Source organism: Asticcacaulis sp. P2_C5, assembly GCF_056404555.1.
The window spans coordinates 39,186-59,470 of record NZ_JBFUDU010000015.1; the positions used below are offsets into that span (position 1 = coordinate 39,186).

The window sequence follows — 20,285 nt, forward strand, 5'->3', positions numbered from 1 at the left end:
TTATGCAGCTACAAAGGCTTAGTGATTTGTTCGTTTCACGTACCGAACGTACCCCCGTCCTATGATTTAGATCATACGCCAGCTTTGAGTAGAACGATATGATCGTGGCAATACGGTTACCCATTTTGGATGGATTTCATGTTTCGCTGCAAGTTGGCCTCGGCATTCGCCGCTGTTTTCGCGATTTCGCTGACGGCACTGACGGCCGCGGTGGCGTCGGCTGATCCTGATCGGCAAGGTGAGGTCGCCATACGCGGTGCAATCGTCATGCCGTTCGATCTCAAAGCGACGACCCATTTCTTTGTGAAGACTCTCGACGGGGGTGTGCAACGCGTGGTCGTGCAGGACAGCAAAGACCGGACGAACCTGGTCTTGATACGTCGGCATCTGCGCGAAATCGTCGATCATTTCCGAAAGGGAGACTTTTCCGCAGTGGTCGAGATTCATGGCGATGAAATGCCGGGTCTAAGAGCGATCCGCGAAGCGAGACCGGGCCTCGTTCGTTACAGCTACCGGGATATCTCGAACGGCGGCGAGTTACGCTATGCCACTTCAGACCCAGCGTTGGTCAAATCGCTGCACATATGGTTCGACGCTCAGGTGTCCGACCACGGTCATGATGCTCAAATGGGTGACATGCATTCGGGCATGACCATGCCGTAGAATGAAGGAAATTCTAGGCGCCTACGGCTGAAGGCAAAGGGTTGAACCAGTATCCTCAATCGATCGGCGTGTGCGCCGGCGCTGTCGGCCGGTATTTTGAAAACTTGAGCAGCCGCATATAGTGTCGCGCAGGCAGTTCAATTAGGTGATGTAGCGCCATCGCCGCCGGAATGACACCGACGACCAGCACGGCCCAAAGCCAGATTGGCATGGCGTCGGGATTGATATGCGCGACCTTTTGCAGCCCCTCGACGTAGATCAACTGCCATGGAATGCAGATCATGTAGATGGCGAAGCTGACCTCGCCGAGATAAACCAGCCAGCCTTGCGAAAGGACCGACGATCCCGCGCGGGCCGCCAGACCCAGACCGAGGATTAGTACGGCGCAGAACAGGACTGATACCATATCTGGCCCGTGAAGCAGGACGGTCGTGATCAGGCCCGCTAGTCCAACTGCGGCCATCACCAAGGTTATTGGTACAGATGAAATCCTGCCTGACCGCCAAACGAGCCACATGGCACAGCCAAGCGCGAAGCAGGGCACGATGCGAAGTGCGCCCCAGAACATGGTGGCCTCCGTGAGCGGAAACCCTGCGAGCATCGGAAACACGGTGTAGAGCGCGCCAAGAAGCACGATGGCGAGACCCACCGCCAAAAATGGCCTTGCCCAAAGGGCGACCGCCGCAGTCGCAAACGCAGGAAAGGTCAGGTAGGCGAACCATTCAGCGGAGATTGACCAGGACGGATGATTCCAGCCGCCATGCGGCGCCAGCCCCCAGGCCTGCGTAAGTGTCAGGTGCGCCGGTAGGGAAGACCATATGATGAGCTTGTCACCGGCGTGAACACCGGCCATGGCCAACCCGCCAATTAACAGGCCGAGGCCCGCGATGATCGCGATGTGCATCGGGTAGATGCGCGCGAGGCGCGCCCAGATGAAGTCACGATAGCCGAACCGTTTGGCTTTGAAGCTCTCCAAATAGACGTGACTGAGGATAAAACCCGACAACACGAAGAAGAGTTCGACGCCGAGATATCCCTTGGCCACGAAGTCCGGCCGAACGGGCTGCAGGTTTGGCCAAAAATGAAATGCCACGACCCACATGGCCGCGAAAAATCGCAGGCTGGTGAGTGGCCGCAAATCTTGCGGCCTGGTGATTGAAGTGTTCTTGTCGTGCGTCATATCTGGCCCCCGAAGACCTTTTGAAGAGTTGTTAGAGCGCTGACGGCGGTTCCATCATGCCGAAGGCGGCGACCAGTGCGAGAACGGAGAGCCCGGCGAATGTTTCCAGGATGAGGCTCCGCCTCAAGGCCGCGATCGCGAGTGTGGTGTCGGTGTCGGCGATGGACTTTTCCAGGGCGGGCGTAAGCCTGAACCTGTTGAGGCCGGCCAGGATCAGCATCCCGGCGAAGATGATGACCTTGATGGTGAGGAGGATGCCGTAGGTTGACTGGAATATCTGTCCAATATGGCTAAGCCCAATCAGGAAGTAGCTATTGATCAGGCCTGAGACCACGAGCACGGCGACGAGGGCGGAGCCCGTCCCTGAGAAGTTCCTCAGAGCATTGAATAATGCCGTTTGCTGTTCCAGGTCCTGAACCTTTGGTAGGCAGAGCAAGGCCAGGAAGGCTGCCAGCGCGCCCAACCAGACGCCTGCCGCGATCATATGCGCAATATCGGCGATCAGGTGGACCCAGCCGCCGGCTCCCTCAGTCGATGAGCCGTGGCCGGTCCAGGCGAAACTGGCGAGAAGAACTGCGCCCAATAGGCACGTTACCTGCCATAGGCGCCGTGACGGCTTTATGATTATTACGGTCAGAAGCGTGACGAAGCTCAAGGCAATGCGTGCGGCTATGGCGTGGCCCCACTGGGTGTCGGTCAGGACGACGGAGACAGACGGTACGTCGAGCCTGTCGAGCGCGATACCGTTCATGGTGGCGGCTTGGGCTGCCAGTGACAGCAAGGCGCCTAAGAACAGAAGCAAGCTGCTGACAACGAGGAGGGGCTTCGGCCAGCGCAGAGCGCGGGCCGAAGCATTACCTATGGGCGGAAGAAGCGTGAGATAGAACAGCACGGCGCCGAACAGGCCGGTTGCCCCGGCATATTGCACAAATCTCGCGATACTTGCCGCCCACATGCTGGTCGTCCTACTTTACGGTGCCAAATCTACTTTACAATAAAGGTGAATTCGCCGGTCGTGCGGTGACCGTCGTCGGTCGTCACGGCATGCCAGGAGACCTTGTAGGTGCCGGCCATCAGTTTGCCTTTGACAGGCGCGGTTAGCATCATGCCGCTGGAATCGACGGCGGGCGTGACATCGACCTTCATGCCGTCGCCCATGGAGACATCGAAGCCCGAGAGCTTCGGCGCCAGCTTTTCATTGAAATGCAGCATGATCGAGGGAGGCGAGGCCACCGTCGAGCTGGCGGCCGGGATGGCACTTTGCAGCTTGGCATGTGCGTCAGCCACGTTGGCGACGAGGGCCGCCGCCAGGATGGTTGCGGAAGCGAGGAACAGGTTGAGTTTTTTCATGGTAGTTTCCTTTGGGTTTGGGGTCGTTTGAGATTTAGAACATCCACCGGATGCCGAAGCTCAGCCGGGTGTCCGTTGGTTTTTCGCCACGCAGGCGGGCGTAATCGGCCGTCCTGCCGAATTTCTGCCGATAGGTCAGGTCGACATAGGGCGCGAATTCACGGCGGATTTCATAACGGGTCTGTACGCCGATGCTGGCATCGGTGAGGCCGGTGCCGAGCCCTTCAACAGCGTCGTTCCGGCTGTTCACGTTCAGCTCAAGCCTTGGTTTCATGATCAGACGCTGGGTGATCAGCCAGTGATTCTCGTAGCGAAGACGGCCACTCAGGGCGCCATCGTCACGCAGGAACACATGGGCCTCGGTATCGAAGAAGTAGGGCGCCATCCCCGTCACACCGGCAGCAAGAAAGGTATGAGCTTTGCCGCCGGGAACATCCGGCTTCAAATCCGTCCTAACCCCAACTTGTGCGTCCCAGAAGGTCGCGACATGACGACCGTAAAGCGCCCACAGCTCGGCCTTGTCGGTTTTACCATCGCTGATCTCGCCTTCGCTTTTCAGCCAAAGACGATTTGTGTCGCCACCCGCCCAGCCATCGAAATCCCAGGCGCCGCTGTCGAGACCGTTCTTCCTGGAGAGATATGTCTCCAGGGTAAACATGTGGTAGATGGCGGGTTTGTGCATGTTGGCCATGCCGTCCATGGCTGCCGGTTCATCTGCCCGCGCGGCGTTGGCAAGAAGGCCAAAGCCGAACGCCATGAAGATGAGCGTTTTTGAATTAATGCGCATGGGAAGCCTCCTTGCTGGTGCTGGCGGACGAGCCGCCCATATTCATGCCATTCATCCCGCTCATGTTCATACCGTCCACTTTCATCGGGGCGGTTTTTGGTTTCGGCGCGGCTTTCTTCTTGGCAGGCGCTACCTTTTTCTTCGGCGCGGTAGCCTTGGCCTCTGGCGTCTTCGTCATATCCATTCCGGCCATGCCGCTCATAGGGTCAGGGGTAGACACAGTGGGCTTGGCGTCCGGCGCGGTCATGACCATGGGAGGGTTCGATGGCGGGCCTTGGTCCTTCGCATCCATATCCATGCCCGGCATGGCCGAACCCGTGGCTCCGCTTTGTTGGGCTGTTTTTGCGTCCGACGCAGGCATCTGCAGCCCGCTCATGTCATTGGGTTTGGCGGGGGGAGCGGAAGGGGGGCTGGGCTGGCTCATGTCCATGCCCGACATTCCGGCCATACCTTTCATATCGCCAGAGCTCATCTGCATGGCCGCGGGTGGCGGGGCGCCGGGCTTTTCGACGACGAGATCGGTCATCATGCCGGACAGCATGTGGTACATGAGGTGACAGTGGAAGGCCCAGGTGCCTTCATTATCGGCGGTCAGGATCACCGACAGGGTTTGGCCAGGAGGTACGATGACGGTGTGTTTGTTAGGCAGCTTGTCCATCGGCTGGCCATTTTCCAACTGAACGAACATGCCGTGAAGGTGCATCGGGTGCGCCATCATGCTTTCGTTCACAAGGGTAAGGCGGACGCGCTCGTTGTAGGCGACATGAATGCCGATATTGGGGTCGAACGTCTTACCGTTCATCGTCCAGATATAGCGCTCCATATTGCCGTCGAGGTGGACAGTGATCTCGCGGGTCGGTTCGCGGGTATCAGCTTGTGTATCGCGGTAGATCAAGTCGTTGTAGCTGAGGATTTTTGTGCCCTGAGGCGCATGGGCATCCGCCCAACCGCTCGGACCGTCCATGGCCGACATATCCATTTTCGGGTCTTCCATCATCATCATGCTCATATTCATATCTGACATGGTGAGAATCGAACGCGGCCGCTGAGCGGGCATATCGCCCTTCATGCCGTCGCGCGGAGCCAGTGTGCCGATGGCAAACCCTGTACGGTCGATCGGTTCGGCGGCAATGGTGTAGGCCTTGTCGTCTTGTGGTTCGACGATGACATCGTAGGTTTCGGCGTTGCCGAAACGGAACTCATCGACACTGACCGGCTCGACCGGCTGGCCGTCGGCGGCAATCACCGTCATTTTGAGACCGGGGATACGGACGTCGTAAATCGTCATGCTGGCGGCGTTGATGAACCGCAGGCGCACCGTCTCGCCGGGCTTGAAAATTCCAGTCCAGTTCTGGTCCGGACTCTTACCGTTGACCATAAAGGTATAGCCCTCGACGTCGGCGAGGTCGGTGGGCATCATGTTCATCTTGCCCCATTGAGCAGATGCCTTGACCGCCTTGCCGAGGCCCATCTTGCCGACGTCGGCGAAGAAGTCGCCGACGGTGCGGCGATGATACTGATAGTAGTCCGACGAGGCTTTCAAATGGGCCTGGATAGCCTTGGAATCTTCCAGACTCTCATCGGACAGGATGACCGTGTAGTCGCGGTCGGCGTGAACGTCCTCTGCCGCGTCCTTTGATCCAGGTGCCGGGTCGATGACGATGCCCGAGAACAGGCCGTCCTGTTCTTGGCCCATGGAATGGGCATGATACCAGTAGGTGCCGGACTGTTTGACGTGGAAGCGGTAGGTAAAGGTCTCGCCTGGCCGGATGCCGTCGAAGCCGTTGAAGCCAGGCACACCGTCCTGACTGGCAGGCACCAGCATCCCGTGCCAATGGATGGAGGTGTCCTCCTTCATCGTGTTGGTGACATGGATGACCGCGTCATCGCCTTCGGTGAAATGAAGGACGGGGCCGGGGATGGTGCCGTTGATGGTGATTTTGCTGCGGGGCTTGCCCGCCACCTCGACCATCTGGCGCGCAATGGTGAGATTGTATTCTTGAACGTGATTTGGGGTTTCGGCTTGAGCGAGCATTGGCGTGAGCGCCAAAGCTAGCAGGCCGAACACCAGCGAGAGCAGGTGTTTCATCGTGATAATCCTGGGGGAGGAGACACGCTTTCAAGCGACGATTAGGCGCAAGGAAGCTCGGGAATGCACGCGCAAAGGCACAGGCATAGCGTCTATGATTTCAGGATCAGGCTCGCGGAGGTCGTTTTAGTGTATCGGCAAGATACGAGGGCAGGGCTTGCGCGCTCTGTCCATCCAGCGAAGACGTCTCGATGTGGAAGACGGCCGGAAGAAGATAGGTCAGCAACGACGGTGTCGCCGGGCAATGGCTTAGGGGACAGTTGCAGCCGTTCGAACAACAGCCACCACCCATATGACCCGCCTGTTTGCTTTTGGCGGGCGCGTCCTTTGCGGCTTGCGCCGCCATCGCCTTTGCACACTCCGTGCTCATGCCTGGCATGGATGCTTCGGAAGTGATTTGTGCCGTCTGGTGTGCATTTGCAGTCATGGACAGGGCATGCAGGGGCGAGGTGATCGTCACAAAGACGAACACCAGTCCCATCAGCAGTCTTGTCCACACCTTGGTCATGAAGCGCCAGATAATGCGATTTTAGTTAAGATGAAATGTCGAAAGACTCATATACCCCACTAGGGTATGGTTTGCAAGTCGGGTTGCTGGCCAGGGAGTTTAGATAAACATCGTCAGTCACAATTTGACACTCCGGATTCGCAGGCTGTTGCCAATGACGGAAACCGAACTGAACGCCATGGCGGCCGAAGCGATGATAGGCGAGAGCAGCAGCCCAAACGCCGGATAGAGAACACCGGCGGCGATCGGCACACCGATGAGATTATAGGCGAAGGCGAAGATCAGGTTTTGTTTGATGTTGCGCATGACGGCCCGGCTCAAGGCGCGCGCCCGGACGATACCTCCGAGGTCACCCTTGATCAGGGTGATGCCGGCGCTTTCCATGGCGATGTCCGTTCCGTTGCCCATGGCGATACCGACGGTGGCGGCGGCAAGCGCCGGGGCGTCGTTGACCCCGTCGCCCGCCATAGCGACCTTGCGGCCTTCCTTGATCAGGCGTTCTATGACGTCGGCCTTGGCGCCCGGCAGGACGTCGGCCTCGACTTCATCGATCCCGAGATCCTTCGCTACGGCCTTCGCGGTCGCTGCGTTGTCGCCGGTCAGCATGACAAGACGCAGATTTTCGGCCCTGAGGGCTTTCAGCGCCTCGACCGTCGATGCCTTGACGGGATCGGCGACGACGATGATGCCAACCGGCTTGCCATGGACAGCGGCGTAGATGGCCGTCTGGCCTTTGTCGCGGTAAGGCTGGGCGAGCGCGGCCAGTGTGCCGTCTTCGCTAATCAACGCGCCATTGCCCAGCGCAACGGTTGCGCCGTCGATCTGGCCCGTCACGCCTTTGCCTGATGGCGCCGTAAAATCGGTCACGGCAAAAGTAGGCATACCCTTTTCTTTCGCGCCCTTGACGATAGCGTCGGCGATCGGATGCTCACTGACGGCTTCCAGGGACGCTGCCAAAGACAACAACCGGTCCGCATCGAACCCGCCGATCGTCTTGACGTCGATCAGCTTGGGTCGTCCTTCGGTCAGAGTACCCGTCTTATCGAAGACTAAGGTATCGACACTTTCAAACGCCTCCAAAACAGCGGCGTCACGCACCAGGATACCTTCCTTTGCTGCCCGGCCCGTACCGGCCATGATCGACATGGGGGTGGCTAGACCCAGCGCGCAGGGGCAGGCGATGATGAGAACGGCAATGGCGTTCAGGATGGCGTAGCCGAGTTTCGGTTCAGGCCCCCAAAACATCCACGCGACGAAAGTCACAAGGGACACGGCGATCACGGCCGGCACGAAATAGCCCGACACAATATCAGCGACGCGCTGGATCGGGGCGCGCGAGCGCTGGGCCTGGCCGACGCGAGCGACGATTTGTGCCAGCAAGGTGTCATTGCCCACACGCGTCGCCTTCATGACGAAGCTGCCTGACTGGTTGACGGTAGCACCGGTGACCTTATCTCCAGGTCCTTTGGTGGCCGGCATAGCCTCGCCGGTGAGCATGGACTCATCGACGTGACTGGTGCCTTCGGTGACTTCGCCGTCGGTCGGTATCTTTTCGCCGGGCCTCACGCGCAGGAGATCGCCGACCTTCACCTGTTCTAGGGGAATGGTCTCTTCATCCTGGTCGTTTAGCCTGTGGGCCGTGGCCGGCGCCAGTTTCAGAAGAGCCCGAATGGCATTGCCGGTCTGGGCCCGGGCCTTCAGTTCAAGCACTTGGCCTACTAGGACAAGCGCGGTGATGACCGCAGCCGCCTCGAAATAGACATCCGGCCCCATATCCATGGTGTGTGGGAAGAAACCGGGTTCAAGCACCGCCACGACGGAATAGGCCCATGCTACCAGCACACCCAATGCGATCAGCGTAAACATGTTGAAGTGGCGCGTCTTCAGCGAGTCCCAGCCGCGCACCAGAAATGGCCAGCCACAGCCGATGGCGACGGGTGTTGCCAGGATCATCTGAATCCACAGCGATACCGTCACCGGTACGTATTTCGACAGACCGAAGTGCGCGCCCATGGCAAGGATAGCGACGGGTACACTTAAGGCGGTCGCTATCCAAAGCCGTAGCGACATGTCCTTCAGTTCGTGGTTTTCCGGCTCGTCGAGCGTTATGATTTCGGGTTCAAGCGCCATGCCGCAGATGGGGCAGGACCCGGGACCTTGTTGCCGGATTTGCGGGTGCATTGGGCAGGTGTAGATGACGGCTTCGCCAGCTTTTGGGACCGGCGGCGGTCCAACGCTCGCGTGGGGGTCATGGTGGCAATGGTCATGACCTTCATGACCATCTTGTGCAGCCGCCGGCATTTCCACTTGAGAATGGCAGCACGAGGCGGCCCCTGCGGAATCCATCGCTGTTTTAGAGGTGTCATCCGGCGCGCCGCCTTGGACAGGTATCAGAGTCATATGGCAGATCGGGCATGATCCCGGACCGTCGTGCCTAATCTCGGGGTGCATCGGGCAGGTGTAGATGGAGGCAGCGCCTGACGATTCAACAACCTGTGCCGAGGGCGCTGTTCCCGCCTTCTCGTGCTGACAGCAGGATACCTTTCCGGCTTCAGGCTTGGAGCCGGTCGTTTGTTCGTGTGACATCGTCGCCTCCTATTCGTACTTCTTGAGAAGAACCATGATTTCGGCGAGTTGCTTGTCTCGCGTCGTTTCGTCGCCGCATGCGCAGGACTTGGCGAGACATGACTTCATATGCGTTTCGAGCACGCCGAGTTCGATGGTCTTGATAGCGCTGCGCACAGCGCGAAGCTGGGTGAGGATATCGACGCAGTATTGCCCTTCGCCGACCATGCGCTTGATGCCTTCAAGTTGCCCGGCGGCACGGTTTAGGCGTGGCAGTTGCTCGGAGTGGGACGGATGCTCAGACATTTTGACCTCAAAGTATACCCTATGGGGGTATATATACCCATGAGGGGTATATTGCAAGGTCCGACCATCAATTTACAATGAGAAATTCCAGGCGTCGGTCAGTGTGTGCCACGTCCGCGGAAAACGAACATGAGTTTAACGGCGATCACGATGAGGATGGCGGCTCCGACGATGTAGACGATAGGGTTTCTGAAATCCAATAGCCCGCCTATATGAGGGAAAATGGCGGCAATGATACCGAGGTGAACGGCTATTATGGCGAGGACGATGAGTACCAAGCCAATGCCGATGGGTTTTCCGAGTGAGCCATGGCGCATGCCGTGTGATCCTTTTCCATTGAACCCTGAAAACTCCTCGGCTTTGATGCTGGGCCGACCGACATTCATGGCTTTGAGAGAGGCCTTCGTGCTGGCGACCATGTCAGGCAAGCCGGCGATGTAAAAGATCGATTTTTGGTCTCTCTTCAAATGCCGCTCCAGCATGGCTCGGTCGATCCGGCCTGTCTCGCCCTGCCAGGACTGGCTTGAGGCTTCCGGCCGGGTCATAGTGGCGACAAGGATGAAGTTCGGATTTGTCGCCGCCAAGGTCTGGAGTTCACTCAGGTAAGCGGCGTCCTCGCGGCGGCGGTTGGCATAGAACAGGGTGATCATATGCCCCAACTGCCGTTCCGTCGCATCCTTGATCATGGAATAGGCAGGAACAATGCCAATGCCGCCAGCGAGCATAATGGCAGGCCGTTTCGTGTCTTCATGTAAGGCAAAAGCACCCGGCGGTACGTTGAGCAATATCTCGATCTTGACCTTTTCGCCAATCAGCATGTTTGCGAGTACGCGCTTGAAGGCCGTGTCGCGCATACGCATGGCGAACACCAGGTCAGGGTCCTGCGGAGAGCAGGCCAAGGAATAAAAGCGGACGTTACCTTCAGCGTCGGTCTCGGGCGGATCTATCAACGTCATGCGCACATGCTGACCGGCCTTGAATCGGAAACCCGGTGGCTTCTCGAAGGTGAAGGCTATGGTGCCATCAGCGATTTCGGCCTTGGCCATGAGCGCAATATCGAAGGCGGCGCGTTTCATAATCGCGTTGCCATGCAGGCGACGCATACGCTCGTGATCCATCAACGCCTCCATTTCAACGTTGCCCTTGGCGGAACGACTAGCCGGCAGTACACAGGACTGACTGTAGGATATCGGACATCGTGTTCAAAAACCTTTTGCTGAACATTTCGGCTGAGATGATCAGTAATGGGCATATGGCGGAAGGGGACCTGGAAAAATGACCAACAAGCTGCACGCACCCATGGACCGCCGCATCTCGCGGACGCGCGGTTTGTTGCAGCACGCCTTCATCGCCTTGATCATGCGGAAGGGGTATGACGCGACAACGATCCAGGACATTTGCGAGGAAGCCAATGTCGGCCGGTCAACCTTCTATAGCCATTATACCAGCAAGGATGACTTGAAGCGTAAAGGGCTGGAGCATATTCGGACTGCGCTACGAGCGCGCCAGAAAGAAACGCTTAGTGGGGTACAAAACGAAGCGGCGAGGCCCTTCGGCTTTAGTCTCACCATGTTCGAGCACGCACGCGACCACTTGCCCCTCTATCGGGCTTTATTGGGCAGCGACGGCGCGACGATAAGCCTCGGAAGTATCCGCCAGATCATCGCCGACCTGGTGCGGACGGAGGTCGTGGCGGCGTCGCCAATGGGGGCGGCCTCGGAGATCCGTGAGCTTAAAGTCCACTTCATCGTCGGCGCCTTTATGGGCGTCTTGACAGGATGGATGGACAGTGGCGCGGTCCAGCACCCTGTCGACGTCGACATGCTGTTTCGGAGCATGATCACAGAGGGTGCGCTCACTAAGGACGGCTGAGGGAAGGCGACCTTTGGGGCCGCCTTTCCAACTACCTACTGCGGCGTAACCGCGGTAACTTCAGCGTCTGAACCTTTGACAGTTACGTCGAACTTGATCTTTTCCCCGACTTTAAGACCATCGAGCAGGGCAGGCGGTGTGGCCTTGAACGCCATGGTCATGGCAGGCCAGTCAACGGCGGAAATGGCGTCGTGCTTGATCGTTAGAGTGCCCGCAGTCTTGTCGATGGCGGTGATCACGCCGACGCCGTTCCCCATTTTCGCGCCTGCGTCGGTATCCATGGCCATGCCGGACATACCCGACATATCGGACATCGCGGTTGGTGCAGCCTCGGAGGCGTAGGCAGCGGATTCGGTCGCTGCCGGCTTGGGGCTACAGGCGGCAAGCAGGCCAGCCATCGCCAGGATGGATAGTGTGATCAGTTTGGCTCTCATGGGAAACTCCTTTGATTGAGAGGTTGGGGTAAGGGTTTGGTCTTGCGACGTCGCATCAGCAGATAGGCGGCTGGCACGACGAGCATGGACAGAAGCGGTGCGGTCAGCATCCCGCCGATCATCGGAGCAGCGATCCTGCTCATCACTTCTGAACCGGCGCCGTGACCGAACAAGATCGGCAAGAGACCGGCCAGGATAACGGCGACGGTCATGGCTTTAGGACGAACGCGGAGAAGGGCGCCTTCCATCACGGCGGTTTCAATGTCCGCAGCCGATGGGTCAGGGCCGCGGTCCTTGAGCGCATCCTTGAGATAGATGAGCATGACCACGCCGAACTCTGCTGATACGCCGGCCAGGGCGATGAAGCCGACGCCGGTGGCGACTGATTGGTGGAAGCCCAAAAGGTAGAGCGTCCAGATGCCGCCGGTCAGGGCGAAGGGGAGGGTGAACATGATCAATGCCGCCTCGTCGAAACGCTGGAAGGTGACGTAAAGCAGCAGGAAGATGATGACGAGGGTTGCCGGCACCACGAGTTTCAGTCGTTCGACAGCACGCTGGAGATATTCGAACTGACCAGAATAGGCGATGGAGACCCCAGGCGACAACTTGACGTCCTTGGCCACCGCCTTCTGCAGATCGCCGACGACGGACGCCAGATCGCGATCGCGTACATCGACATAGACCCAGGCCGAGGGCCGACCGTTTTCGGTCTTGAGCATGGGCGGCCCGTCGGCGATTTCGACTTTGGCGACGGTCCCAAGCGTGATCTGTTGTCCCATCGGCGTCAGAATGGGCAGGTTGCGCAGACCCTCCAGACTATCCCGTTCCTCGCGCGGATAACGGACATTGATGGGATAGCGTGCCAGGCCATCGACGACTTCGCCGACATTTTCGCCGCCGACCGCACCCGAAATGATCGACTGGACGTCGGCGATATTCATGCCGTAACGCCCCGCCGCTGTGCGGTCGATATCGACATCGACATAGCGGCCACCCGTCAACCTTTCAGCCAGGGCCGAACTGACGCCTGGAACGGTCTTGGCCACCGTCTCGACATCTTGAGCGATCCGGTCGAGTTCGACGAGATTGCTGCCCGAGACCTTGACGCCGATAGGGCTCTTGATGCCGGTGGCCAGCATGTCGATGCGGTTGCGGATCGGCGGCACCCAGACGTTGGCGAGGCCCGGCACCTTTACGGTCCGATCCAATTCCGACACCAGCTTCTCGGGTGTCATGCCTGGCCGCCACTGATCACGCGGCTTGAAGCGAATGGTCGTCTCGAACATTTCCATGGGTGCCGGATCGGTGGCGCTTTCGGCGCGGCCGGCCTTGCCGAAAACCGTGTCGACCTCCGGTACGGTCTTGATAAGCCGGTCGGTCTGCTGAAGGAGTTCCGAGGCCTTATCAGCCGATAAGCCGGGCAGGGCGGACGGCATGTAGAGCAGGTCGCCTTCGTCGAACAGCGGCATGAACTCGCCGCCGAGTCGGGTCAGCGGCCAGGCTGTCGTCGCAAAGGCCAGGGCCGCCAGAACCAGCGTGGTTCTAGGGCGCCGCATGGCGGCGTCTAGGATGGGTCGGTAAATCGCGGTCAGGAAGCGGTTGACCGGATTGGCCTGCTCATTGGGTATCCGCCCGCGGATAAGATAGCCCATCAGAACCGGCACGAGCGTGACCGACAGGATGGCCGCCGCCGCCATGGCATAGGTCTTGGTGAAGGCCAGCGGCGAGAACAGCCGACCTTCCTGCCCCTGGAGGGTGAAGATGGGGATGAAAGAGAAGGTGATGATCAGAAGACTGAAGAAGAGCGCAGGACCGACTTCGGCCGCCGCGTCTGTAATAACGCGCCAGCGCTCATCGCCTTTCAACACTTCACCCGGATGATCGTGCTCCCAATGCTCGATCTTCTTATGGGCGTTCTCGATCATGACTACGGCGGCATCGACCATGGCGCCGATGGCGATAGCAATTCCGCCGAGCGACATGATGTTGGCGTTGACGCCCTGACTGTGCATGACGATGAAGGCTGCGAGTACCCCGATCGGCAAGGTAATAATGGCGACCAAAGCCGAGCGCACATGCCAGAGGAACAGGGCGCAGACGACCGCGACGACGAGGAATTCCTCGATCAGTTTTTCTGTGAGATTGCCGATGGCACGATCGATCAATTGCGAGCGGTCATAGGTGGTGACGATCTCGACGCCGGGCGGGAGGCTTTTCTTCAGTTCGGTCAGCTTGGCCTTGACGGCAGCTATGGTCTCACGTGCGTTCTTGCCAGAACGCAGAATGACCACGCCGCCGGCAACTTCGCCCTGACCATTGAGTTCCGCGACGCCCCGGCGCATTTCCGGGCCGATCTGGATGGTCGCGACATCGCCCAATGTGACAGGGATGCCGCCAGCGGATTTCAGCGGAATGGCGCGGAAGTCGTCGAGGGTTTTAAGGTAGCCGCCGGCGCGAACCATATATTCAGCCTCACCCAGTTCCAGAACCGAGCCACCACTTTCCGAGTTGGCGGCCTGAATCGCCTGGACGACCTGGCCATGCGTAACGCCGTATCCGGCCAGTTTCACCGGGTCGAGCACGACCTGGTATTGCTTGACCATGCCACCGATGCTGGCGACCTCGGCAACGCCGGGTAAGGATTTCAATTCGTAGCGCAGGAACCAGTCGTGCAGGGATCGCAATTGCGACAGGTCGTGCTGGCCGGTCTTGTCGACCAGGGCATATTCGTAAACCCAGCCCACCCCGGTGGCGTCCGGGCCAAGCGACGGCTTGGCGCCTTCCGGCATGCGGCTTTGCACCTGGTTGAGATATTCGAGAACACGCGAACGCGCCCAATAAAGATCCGTGCCATCCTCGAACAGGACATAGACAAAGCTGTCGCCGAAGAAGGAATAACCGCGCACCGTTTTGGCGCCGGGCACCGACATCATGGTCGTGGCCAGGGGATAGGTAACCTGGTTTTCGACGATCTGCGGCGCCTGGCCGGCATAGGGCGTGCGGATGATGACCTGAACGTCCGAGAGATCGGGGAGGGCATCGACCGGGGTTGATCGGACGGCAAAGACGCCGGCGACAATAAGGGCAATGGCGCCGATGATGACGAAGAATCGATTCTGGACAGACCAGCGGATAAGGCCAGCGATCATTGTGCCCCCGCTATCGGCTGAACCGTCTTGATTGCCGGACCATCAGGGTTCTGCACGAAACCGAAGGCGACGTGATCGCCGACCTTCAGACCCTTGGCGAGCGTCGGCGGATCAAGCTTGAACGTCATCGTCATGGCCGGCCATCCGATGGCCGGGACCGCTTCATGGCTGAGGGTAATGGAATTGACCGTCAGTTGTTCGATGACGCCTCGCGTTTGAAGGAGGGCTGGCGTTGAAGAAGACGGTGATCCGGCCGACATACTGGTGAGGGGGCGAGCATCAATGCCAGCCAGGCTGGCTTCGGAATCGATCAGGAATTGGCCGGACGCCACGACTTTGTCGCCTTCATTGAGGCCTGAGACGATTTCAGTGCGGTCGCCATCTTCGCGCCCCACCTGCACTTCGGCCGGCATGTAGCGGCCGTTACCGCTGGCCAGCATGACAATGGTCCGTTTGCCAGTCCGTATGAGCGCTTCGGAGGGCACGAACAGTGCTGGCGAACTCTGGCCATTGAGGTGAACATTGGCGAACATGCCGGGACGAAGCTTTCTGCTTGAATTGGTCAGTTCGACGCGGACGCTCAGGGTACGGCTATCGGCCTGGGCCGTTGGCAGGATGGCCGAAACGCGCCCGGTAAAGGTCTCGCCCGGGAAGGCCGTCAGGTCAGCGGTCACCGGCTGCCCGACCTTGACGCGTCCGGCTTGCACTTCCGGAACGGCGGCCGTGAGCCAGACGGTCGACAAGCCTGAGACCTGGGCCAGGGTCTGTCCCGTGCTCACCGTCATGCCCTGGCGGACATCGAGTGTTTGGATAGCGCCGCCGACCGGCGTGGTGACTGTAACGACATTGCTGATCCGGCCAGTGCGCGCGACGTTATCGATCAGGCCGGATGGCATACCCAGTAGGACCAGTCGTTGACGCGCGGCCGCTTCGAGCGCCGGGTCATGGGTCTGTTTGACGGCGAGATATTCGGACTGGGCACCACCCCATGACGGTACGAGAATGTCGGCGATCGGGGCGCCGGCGCCGACCATATCGCCTGGCGCGCGGCCATAGACCTTCTGGACGAAACCATTGGCGCGGGTCTGAACAATTGCGACGTCCCGGCCGTTAAAATCGAGCGCACCGGCGGCCGTGAAACTCTGCGCAAAATCACCATGCTCGACGGTTGCCAATCGCATCCCTAAGCTTTGCAGCCGGGCGGGATCGATCTGGACGCCGCGCGCATCGCCGCCGCTGTCGTTTGCGTAGCGAGCGACAAGCTGCATATCCATGAAGGGCGACTTGCCGGGCTTATCGAAATGCTGGCTCGGCACCATCGGGTCGTACCAGTAGAGGACCTTGCCTTTGCTTGCGTCGGACGCCATCGACTTGGCAGGTGATGGCTTGCCTAAGTGTGCCACACCAAAACCGGCACCACCTGCGACCAGAATGAGCGCGGCCGCCGCAACGCCAATTTGCAAACGTGAGAATGTGAGATTGCTGCTCATTGGTCATTACTCCCGTAGGTCATATTAAGCCGTACGCCATCTCGCGCGACGTCGGCTTGCCGAGCAAAGGCATCGATACGGGCTTCGGCGAGTGCCAGTTGTGCGCCTAAGACGTCGGACAAGGTGGCGGTTCCCGCGCCATAGCTCGCCATTTCCAGGTCGGCCTTCTTTTGTGCCAAAGGCACGAGCGTCATTTGCGCCCGCATCATACGGTCATGGTGCATGACGTGATCGGCCAGATCGGCATCGAGTTGCGCCTGAAGCTGACGATGCGCCGCATCCTGGTCGAGCCGTGCCCGCGTCGCCGATTGGGTCCGCGCGTCGATCACCGGGTCCTGGCGGCTTTTGGAAAATAGTGGGAGGCTGAAAGTGACGCCCGTTGAGACCATGTCACCGTACATCCCGTCGCGGTGTTGATAGGTGACGTCCCAGCCCCAATCGGATTTTTTCTCGGCGCGGGCCACGGCGACATCCGCGTCCGCCTGGCGGCTCATGGCGCCAAAGGTTCTCAAGGTGGGGTTGTTGTCGAGGTTTGCGCGGAGGACAGTTGGGTCAACGGCATACTCTGGCGGGTCGCCAGCGACGTCGGCTGTGTCGTCTCCCGTCCAGCGCACCAGTTCGGCGCGCGCCTTGGCGACCTCCGCGATGAGATCGGCACGACGATCCTCAAGTGATGCCGACAACTGGTCTGCATCAAGCGATTGTCCAGGCCGGATCGCGCCGGTCGTCAGTTGCGACGCTGCACTTGTCCGGATGGGCAAAATCGCTTTGGTGACCTCGTCGAGCGCGGAGAGTTTTCTTTCGGCATAATAGAGATTGACCCAAGCCAGGGCGGTGTTTAGCCGGACATCGCGCGCTTCGAGCGCCTGGCCCGCTTGCGCCAACCCGATATCGGCGTCGGCGCGGCCACGGGCGGCTTTGCGTTTGGCAGCACTGGGCATGTCCTGCATAACACCGAGCGTCGTCATGGTCATGCTGTCCTTAACAAAGGAGCCGGCCGGCGGACCAGAAATCGGGAAGTTCTCGACCCCTGCACGGATTTTGGGATCAGGTAGGCGCCCGGCCGCAATGGCCGACGCGCGGGCGGCGCCGACATCAGCGTTCTTCGCTGCTAGGCTGGGAGCCGATTGCTCAGCCAGCTTGAGCGCGGCATCGAAGGTCATGGGCCCGGCCAAGGCCCCAGACGCGCACACAAGTGGCGTCAGCAAGGCTGCGAGAACCGCAGGGGAAACAAATTGCATGAGGTAATCCTGAAAGGGAAGAGGGAAGTCGAAAGCCCCCTGCCGCTTTTGGCGGCAGGGGGCGACGCATTACTTTCCGGTTTTCAGGCAATCGCCCATCAGTGCCGGGGCACACGGAACCTTGACGATCCTGGGCATGACGTCGTGCGGGTTCGGTGAAGGCGGCGCCGTGTGGTAGTCACACTTGTGGCAAGGGACAGCGGGTGCGTCCTGGGCCGAAGCTGCGGAGGCGGCCAGCAGGCCGAAGGTAATTGCGCACACAGTGGTGGCAAGGGTTTGACGCATAGTCATTGGAGAAATCTCCTCAAATCAAATCTGAGGCTTGCCCGCGGCACTTGGCATCACGGTCAAGCAAAAACATTCAAGATCGGGCTGGATGCACGAAGGCATGGATCAGTCGGACCTTGAAGGGCGTAAACAATGGCGGAATCCGCCTGTTACGCGTTAGACCTGGGAGGAGGAACGACCAGGCTCGGCTCTTGGGTAAAGAGGGGTGCTGCCTTATCGTTGAAGGAGACCTGCTCGATGGCAAGCACCGGCAGGAGGATAGAAACGTCTGTAGCTGAAGAAACACTGACACCGCACATGGCGATGCAATTATTGAAGCAGGCCGCGTCTTTGGACGAGGTATCCGACTTGCCGTGGTCACAGCATGCCATGTCGTCGGAGGTCTTCATATTGGAGGCAATTGAGTTCGACGACTTGCCGACCATCATCGACCCGGACATGCTGGCGCAATCCTTTTGGGCCGCCTGTGCATACACGGGCGAGATCAGAAGGCCGACGACGGCGAAGATGTAAAGCAGGGCTTTGACCATTACTCTTTTAGCATAGGATCTAAATGCTACTTGTCAATGAACGGCGATTGCGCCAGAGATTTCCCGTGAAAAATTGACCGTCAACGCACTTAACTCATTGAAATTATTGTGCTATTTCCCATAATACAAAATATCCGCGTTAATAGCCGAGCGATGCGCAACTTCTTTCCAACCGAACATGGTCTTCGGCTTTTGGTCCTTTGCGGACATGGATACAGGTCAACATGGCCGCCGTCAGCGGAAGTTGCTGGTGGTCAGCTGCCGCTCCTGGCGCGGCGTGGCCGGAGGCGGAGAGTGGCCCTCAACGAATATTCGCTCATCATCGTTGGGGGCTCATGCGCAGAATTCGAAGTTGCTCGGCTGCGTTGGCATTCGCGGGATCCAGTCTGAGCGACTCTTCGTAGCTCGCTATCGCGCGTTCCACATAGCCTGCAGCGAGATACGCTTCTCCGAGACTGTCATGGGCGTTGGCACTCTCTGGATTGAGGTGCACGATGAGTTTGAATATCTCCAGCGACTCGGCATGATTGCCGGCGCGAAGGAGCCGATAAGCCCAGCTGTTCAGTTCACCCTCCGGAAGATCGAGCGGCGTTCCGGACTGGATTGCAGCATCCACCAATCGCGTCGCCGCTGAAAACCCATGACTGTTGAGTTGGTCGCGTAGGTTTGCCACGTCCGACGTCTGGATGCCCGGCGCATAAAGGTGGGCGATATTGTCCAGGAAATCCTCGGGGTTGGCACCCGAAAGGTTGGTCAGGACCACGACGGCGATCTTCTGATCAGGGTAGACGCTGAACGCAGAACGCCCCCCACCCTGGCCGCCTGGAATGACAAGATGCTTCCGAGTCCTGATGGGCCACCCAAGGGCCCACGACGCCGAGGTGCCGTCCACGAGCCTGGGTGGCGACCAGAGGTCTTTTAAGCGCGTATCTGGCCCGATCAACTTGCCTTCCGTCAGCGCCACTAACCAGGCGGCAAGATCCTTAGCCGTCGTGTTTATCCCCGCGCCAGGACGCAAACCGGAGGGGAATTCCTCGTAGACCGGCCGCAATGTCCCCTGGGGCGAAGCGCTATAATCAAACCGGTAAGACTGAGACTTGCCTGGTACGACATCCCGAGAGTCACCAAACCCCGCGCCTGGCATGGGCACCACCGCGAACTGATGGTTTGCGATAAAGGCCGGAAACGTCTCGCCGCTCAGCTTCTCGATGATCTTGCCGAGCAGCAGGTAGTTCGTCTGGTTGTAGCTCGAGCGTGTCCGGGGCGTGAACTCCAGTTCCTTTTGCCGAACGATCGTCCAGGCTTCGGCCTCACTCCTTCCAAGCATCTCTCCGGTTTGTGGATCAACAATGTTGGGGAGGCCCGATATGTGGGCGAGAAGATCCCGCACAGTCACCGGGCGCCAGCTTGGGGGAAGATCGCCGAGGTAGACTGAAATTGACGTGTCGAGATCGAGTTGACCGCGCTCGACCAACTGCATGGCTGCAACGCCGGTGAAAGACTTTGTCGCGGAATTGATCGAGAACAAGGTGGCGTTACTGACCGGGACCGGTGTCTGCAAGTTCGCCAATCCGTACGATTTGGCAAAGACTATACGGCCATTTTGAACGACTGCGACCTGCGCGCCCGGAATCCGGCGCTCCTTCATTTCCTGTGCCAACAGCGCGTCGATACGTTGTGACTGCGCACTCGCCTTCGCCGGATGGATTTGAGCGGGCGAAGCGTTTGCGTGAGCGTGGACGGCATTCGGTCCAGCCAGAAAGCAGGCGGTCGCGAGAAAAGCTACGGACAAACGCATGGGAAATCCTTCCAGTCGAGTGGAGTGAGAATAAG

18 protein-coding genes are annotated in these 20,285 nt (G+C 59.2%); 2 read left to right on the top strand and 16 right to left on the bottom strand.

The genetic code is table 11. The features are described from left to right. Positions 1–138: 138 nt before the first annotated feature. Complete coding sequence (locus AC1DXO_RS22295; protein ID WP_476980400.1) at positions 139–663, top strand: hypothetical protein; 525 nt, start codon at positions 139–141, stop codon at positions 661–663. A 55-nt stretch (positions 664–718) separates the two neighbouring features. On the opposite strand, the gene AC1DXO_RS22300 is transcribed toward AC1DXO_RS22295, so the two are convergent. The 9 genes from AC1DXO_RS22300 to AC1DXO_RS22340 all read right to left on the bottom strand — a co-directional run bounded on the left by AC1DXO_RS22300 (position 719) and on the right by AC1DXO_RS22340 (position 10,566). Then, positions 719–1,843, bottom strand: a complete 1,125-nt coding sequence (locus tag AC1DXO_RS22300; RefSeq protein ID WP_476980401.1) for an acyltransferase family protein — start codon at positions 1,841–1,843, stop codon at positions 719–721. A 31-nt stretch (positions 1,844–1,874) separates the two neighbouring features. After that, positions 1,875–2,798 (bottom strand): copper homeostasis membrane protein CopD, encoded by a 924-nt coding sequence (gene copD, locus AC1DXO_RS22305; protein ID WP_476980402.1) that lies wholly within the window; start codon positions 2,796–2,798, stop codon positions 1,875–1,877. Between the two features lie 29 nt (positions 2,799–2,827). Beyond that, complete coding sequence (gene copC / locus AC1DXO_RS22310; RefSeq protein WP_476980403.1) at positions 2,828–3,193, bottom strand: copper homeostasis periplasmic binding protein CopC; 366 nt, start codon at positions 3,191–3,193, stop codon at positions 2,828–2,830. 34 nt (positions 3,194–3,227) lie between these two features. After that, positions 3,228–3,980, bottom strand: coding sequence for a copper resistance protein B (locus AC1DXO_RS22315; protein ID WP_476980404.1), 753 nt, complete (start codon positions 3,978–3,980; stop codon positions 3,228–3,230). Then, entirely contained in the window at positions 3,970–6,069 is a 2,100-nt protein-coding gene (locus AC1DXO_RS22320) for a copper resistance system multicopper oxidase (protein ID WP_476980405.1), read from the bottom strand. Before AC1DXO_RS22320 ends, AC1DXO_RS22315 begins: the two co-directional genes overlap by 11 nt. 106 nt (positions 6,070–6,175) lie before the next feature. Next, positions 6,176–6,577 (bottom strand): hypothetical protein, encoded by a 402-nt coding sequence (locus AC1DXO_RS22325; protein ID WP_476980406.1) that lies wholly within the window; start codon positions 6,575–6,577, stop codon positions 6,176–6,178. Positions 6,578–6,694: 117 nt separating this feature from the next. Next, complete coding sequence (locus AC1DXO_RS22330; RefSeq protein ID WP_476980492.1) at positions 6,695–9,028, bottom strand: copper-transporting P-type ATPase; 2,334 nt, start codon at positions 9,026–9,028, stop codon at positions 6,695–6,697. A 144-nt stretch (positions 9,029–9,172) separates the two neighbouring features. Then, the gene (locus AC1DXO_RS22335; protein WP_476980407.1) at positions 9,173–9,448 is read right to left on the bottom strand and encodes a metal-sensitive transcriptional regulator; all 276 of its coding nucleotides are present in this window, start codon (positions 9,446–9,448) and stop codon (positions 9,173–9,175) included. A gap of 98 nt (positions 9,449–9,546) precedes the next feature. Continuing rightward, the gene (locus AC1DXO_RS22340) at positions 9,547–10,566 is read right to left on the bottom strand and encodes an FAD-dependent oxidoreductase (protein ID WP_476980408.1); all 1,020 of its coding nucleotides are present in this window, start codon (positions 10,564–10,566) and stop codon (positions 9,547–9,549) included. A 157-nt stretch (positions 10,567–10,723) separates the two neighbouring features. Here AC1DXO_RS22340 and AC1DXO_RS22345 point away from each other — a divergent pair, with 157 nt between their 5' ends. Beyond that, a complete protein-coding gene (locus AC1DXO_RS22345; protein WP_476980409.1) occupies positions 10,724–11,320 on the top strand; it encodes a TetR/AcrR family transcriptional regulator in 597 nt (198 codons plus the stop codon). 35 nt (positions 11,321–11,355) lie between these two features. Here AC1DXO_RS22345 and AC1DXO_RS22350 read toward each other — a convergent pair whose 3' ends face one another. From AC1DXO_RS22350 to AC1DXO_RS22380, 7 genes are all read right to left on the bottom strand, one after another. Further along, positions 11,356–11,754 (bottom strand): copper-binding protein, encoded by a 399-nt coding sequence (locus AC1DXO_RS22350; RefSeq protein WP_476980410.1) that lies wholly within the window; start codon positions 11,752–11,754, stop codon positions 11,356–11,358. Beyond that, positions 11,751–14,903 (bottom strand): efflux RND transporter permease subunit, encoded by a 3,153-nt coding sequence (locus AC1DXO_RS22355; protein WP_476980411.1) that lies wholly within the window; start codon positions 14,901–14,903, stop codon positions 11,751–11,753. Before AC1DXO_RS22355 ends, AC1DXO_RS22350 begins: the two co-directional genes overlap by 4 nt. Further along, positions 14,900–16,393, bottom strand: coding sequence for an efflux RND transporter periplasmic adaptor subunit (locus AC1DXO_RS22360; RefSeq protein WP_476980412.1), 1,494 nt, complete (start codon positions 16,391–16,393; stop codon positions 14,900–14,902). The genes AC1DXO_RS22355 and AC1DXO_RS22360 overlap by 4 nt, the downstream gene beginning before the upstream one ends. Further along, positions 16,390–17,556, bottom strand: a complete 1,167-nt coding sequence (locus tag AC1DXO_RS22365) for a TolC family protein (protein WP_476980413.1) — start codon at positions 17,554–17,556, stop codon at positions 16,390–16,392. Before AC1DXO_RS22365 ends, AC1DXO_RS22360 begins: the two co-directional genes overlap by 4 nt. A gap of 147 nt (positions 17,557–17,703) precedes the next feature. Continuing rightward, positions 17,704–17,925 (bottom strand): hypothetical protein, encoded by a 222-nt coding sequence (locus AC1DXO_RS22370; RefSeq protein ID WP_476980414.1) that lies wholly within the window; start codon positions 17,923–17,925, stop codon positions 17,704–17,706. A gap of 146 nt (positions 17,926–18,071) precedes the next feature. Beyond that, positions 18,072–18,452, bottom strand: a complete 381-nt coding sequence (locus tag AC1DXO_RS22375) for a hypothetical protein (RefSeq protein WP_476980415.1) — start codon at positions 18,450–18,452, stop codon at positions 18,072–18,074. A 319-nt stretch (positions 18,453–18,771) separates the two neighbouring features. Beyond that, entirely contained in the window at positions 18,772–20,250 is a 1,479-nt protein-coding gene (locus AC1DXO_RS22380; RefSeq protein WP_476980416.1) for a serine hydrolase, read from the bottom strand. Positions 20,251–20,285: the final 35 nt, after the last annotated feature.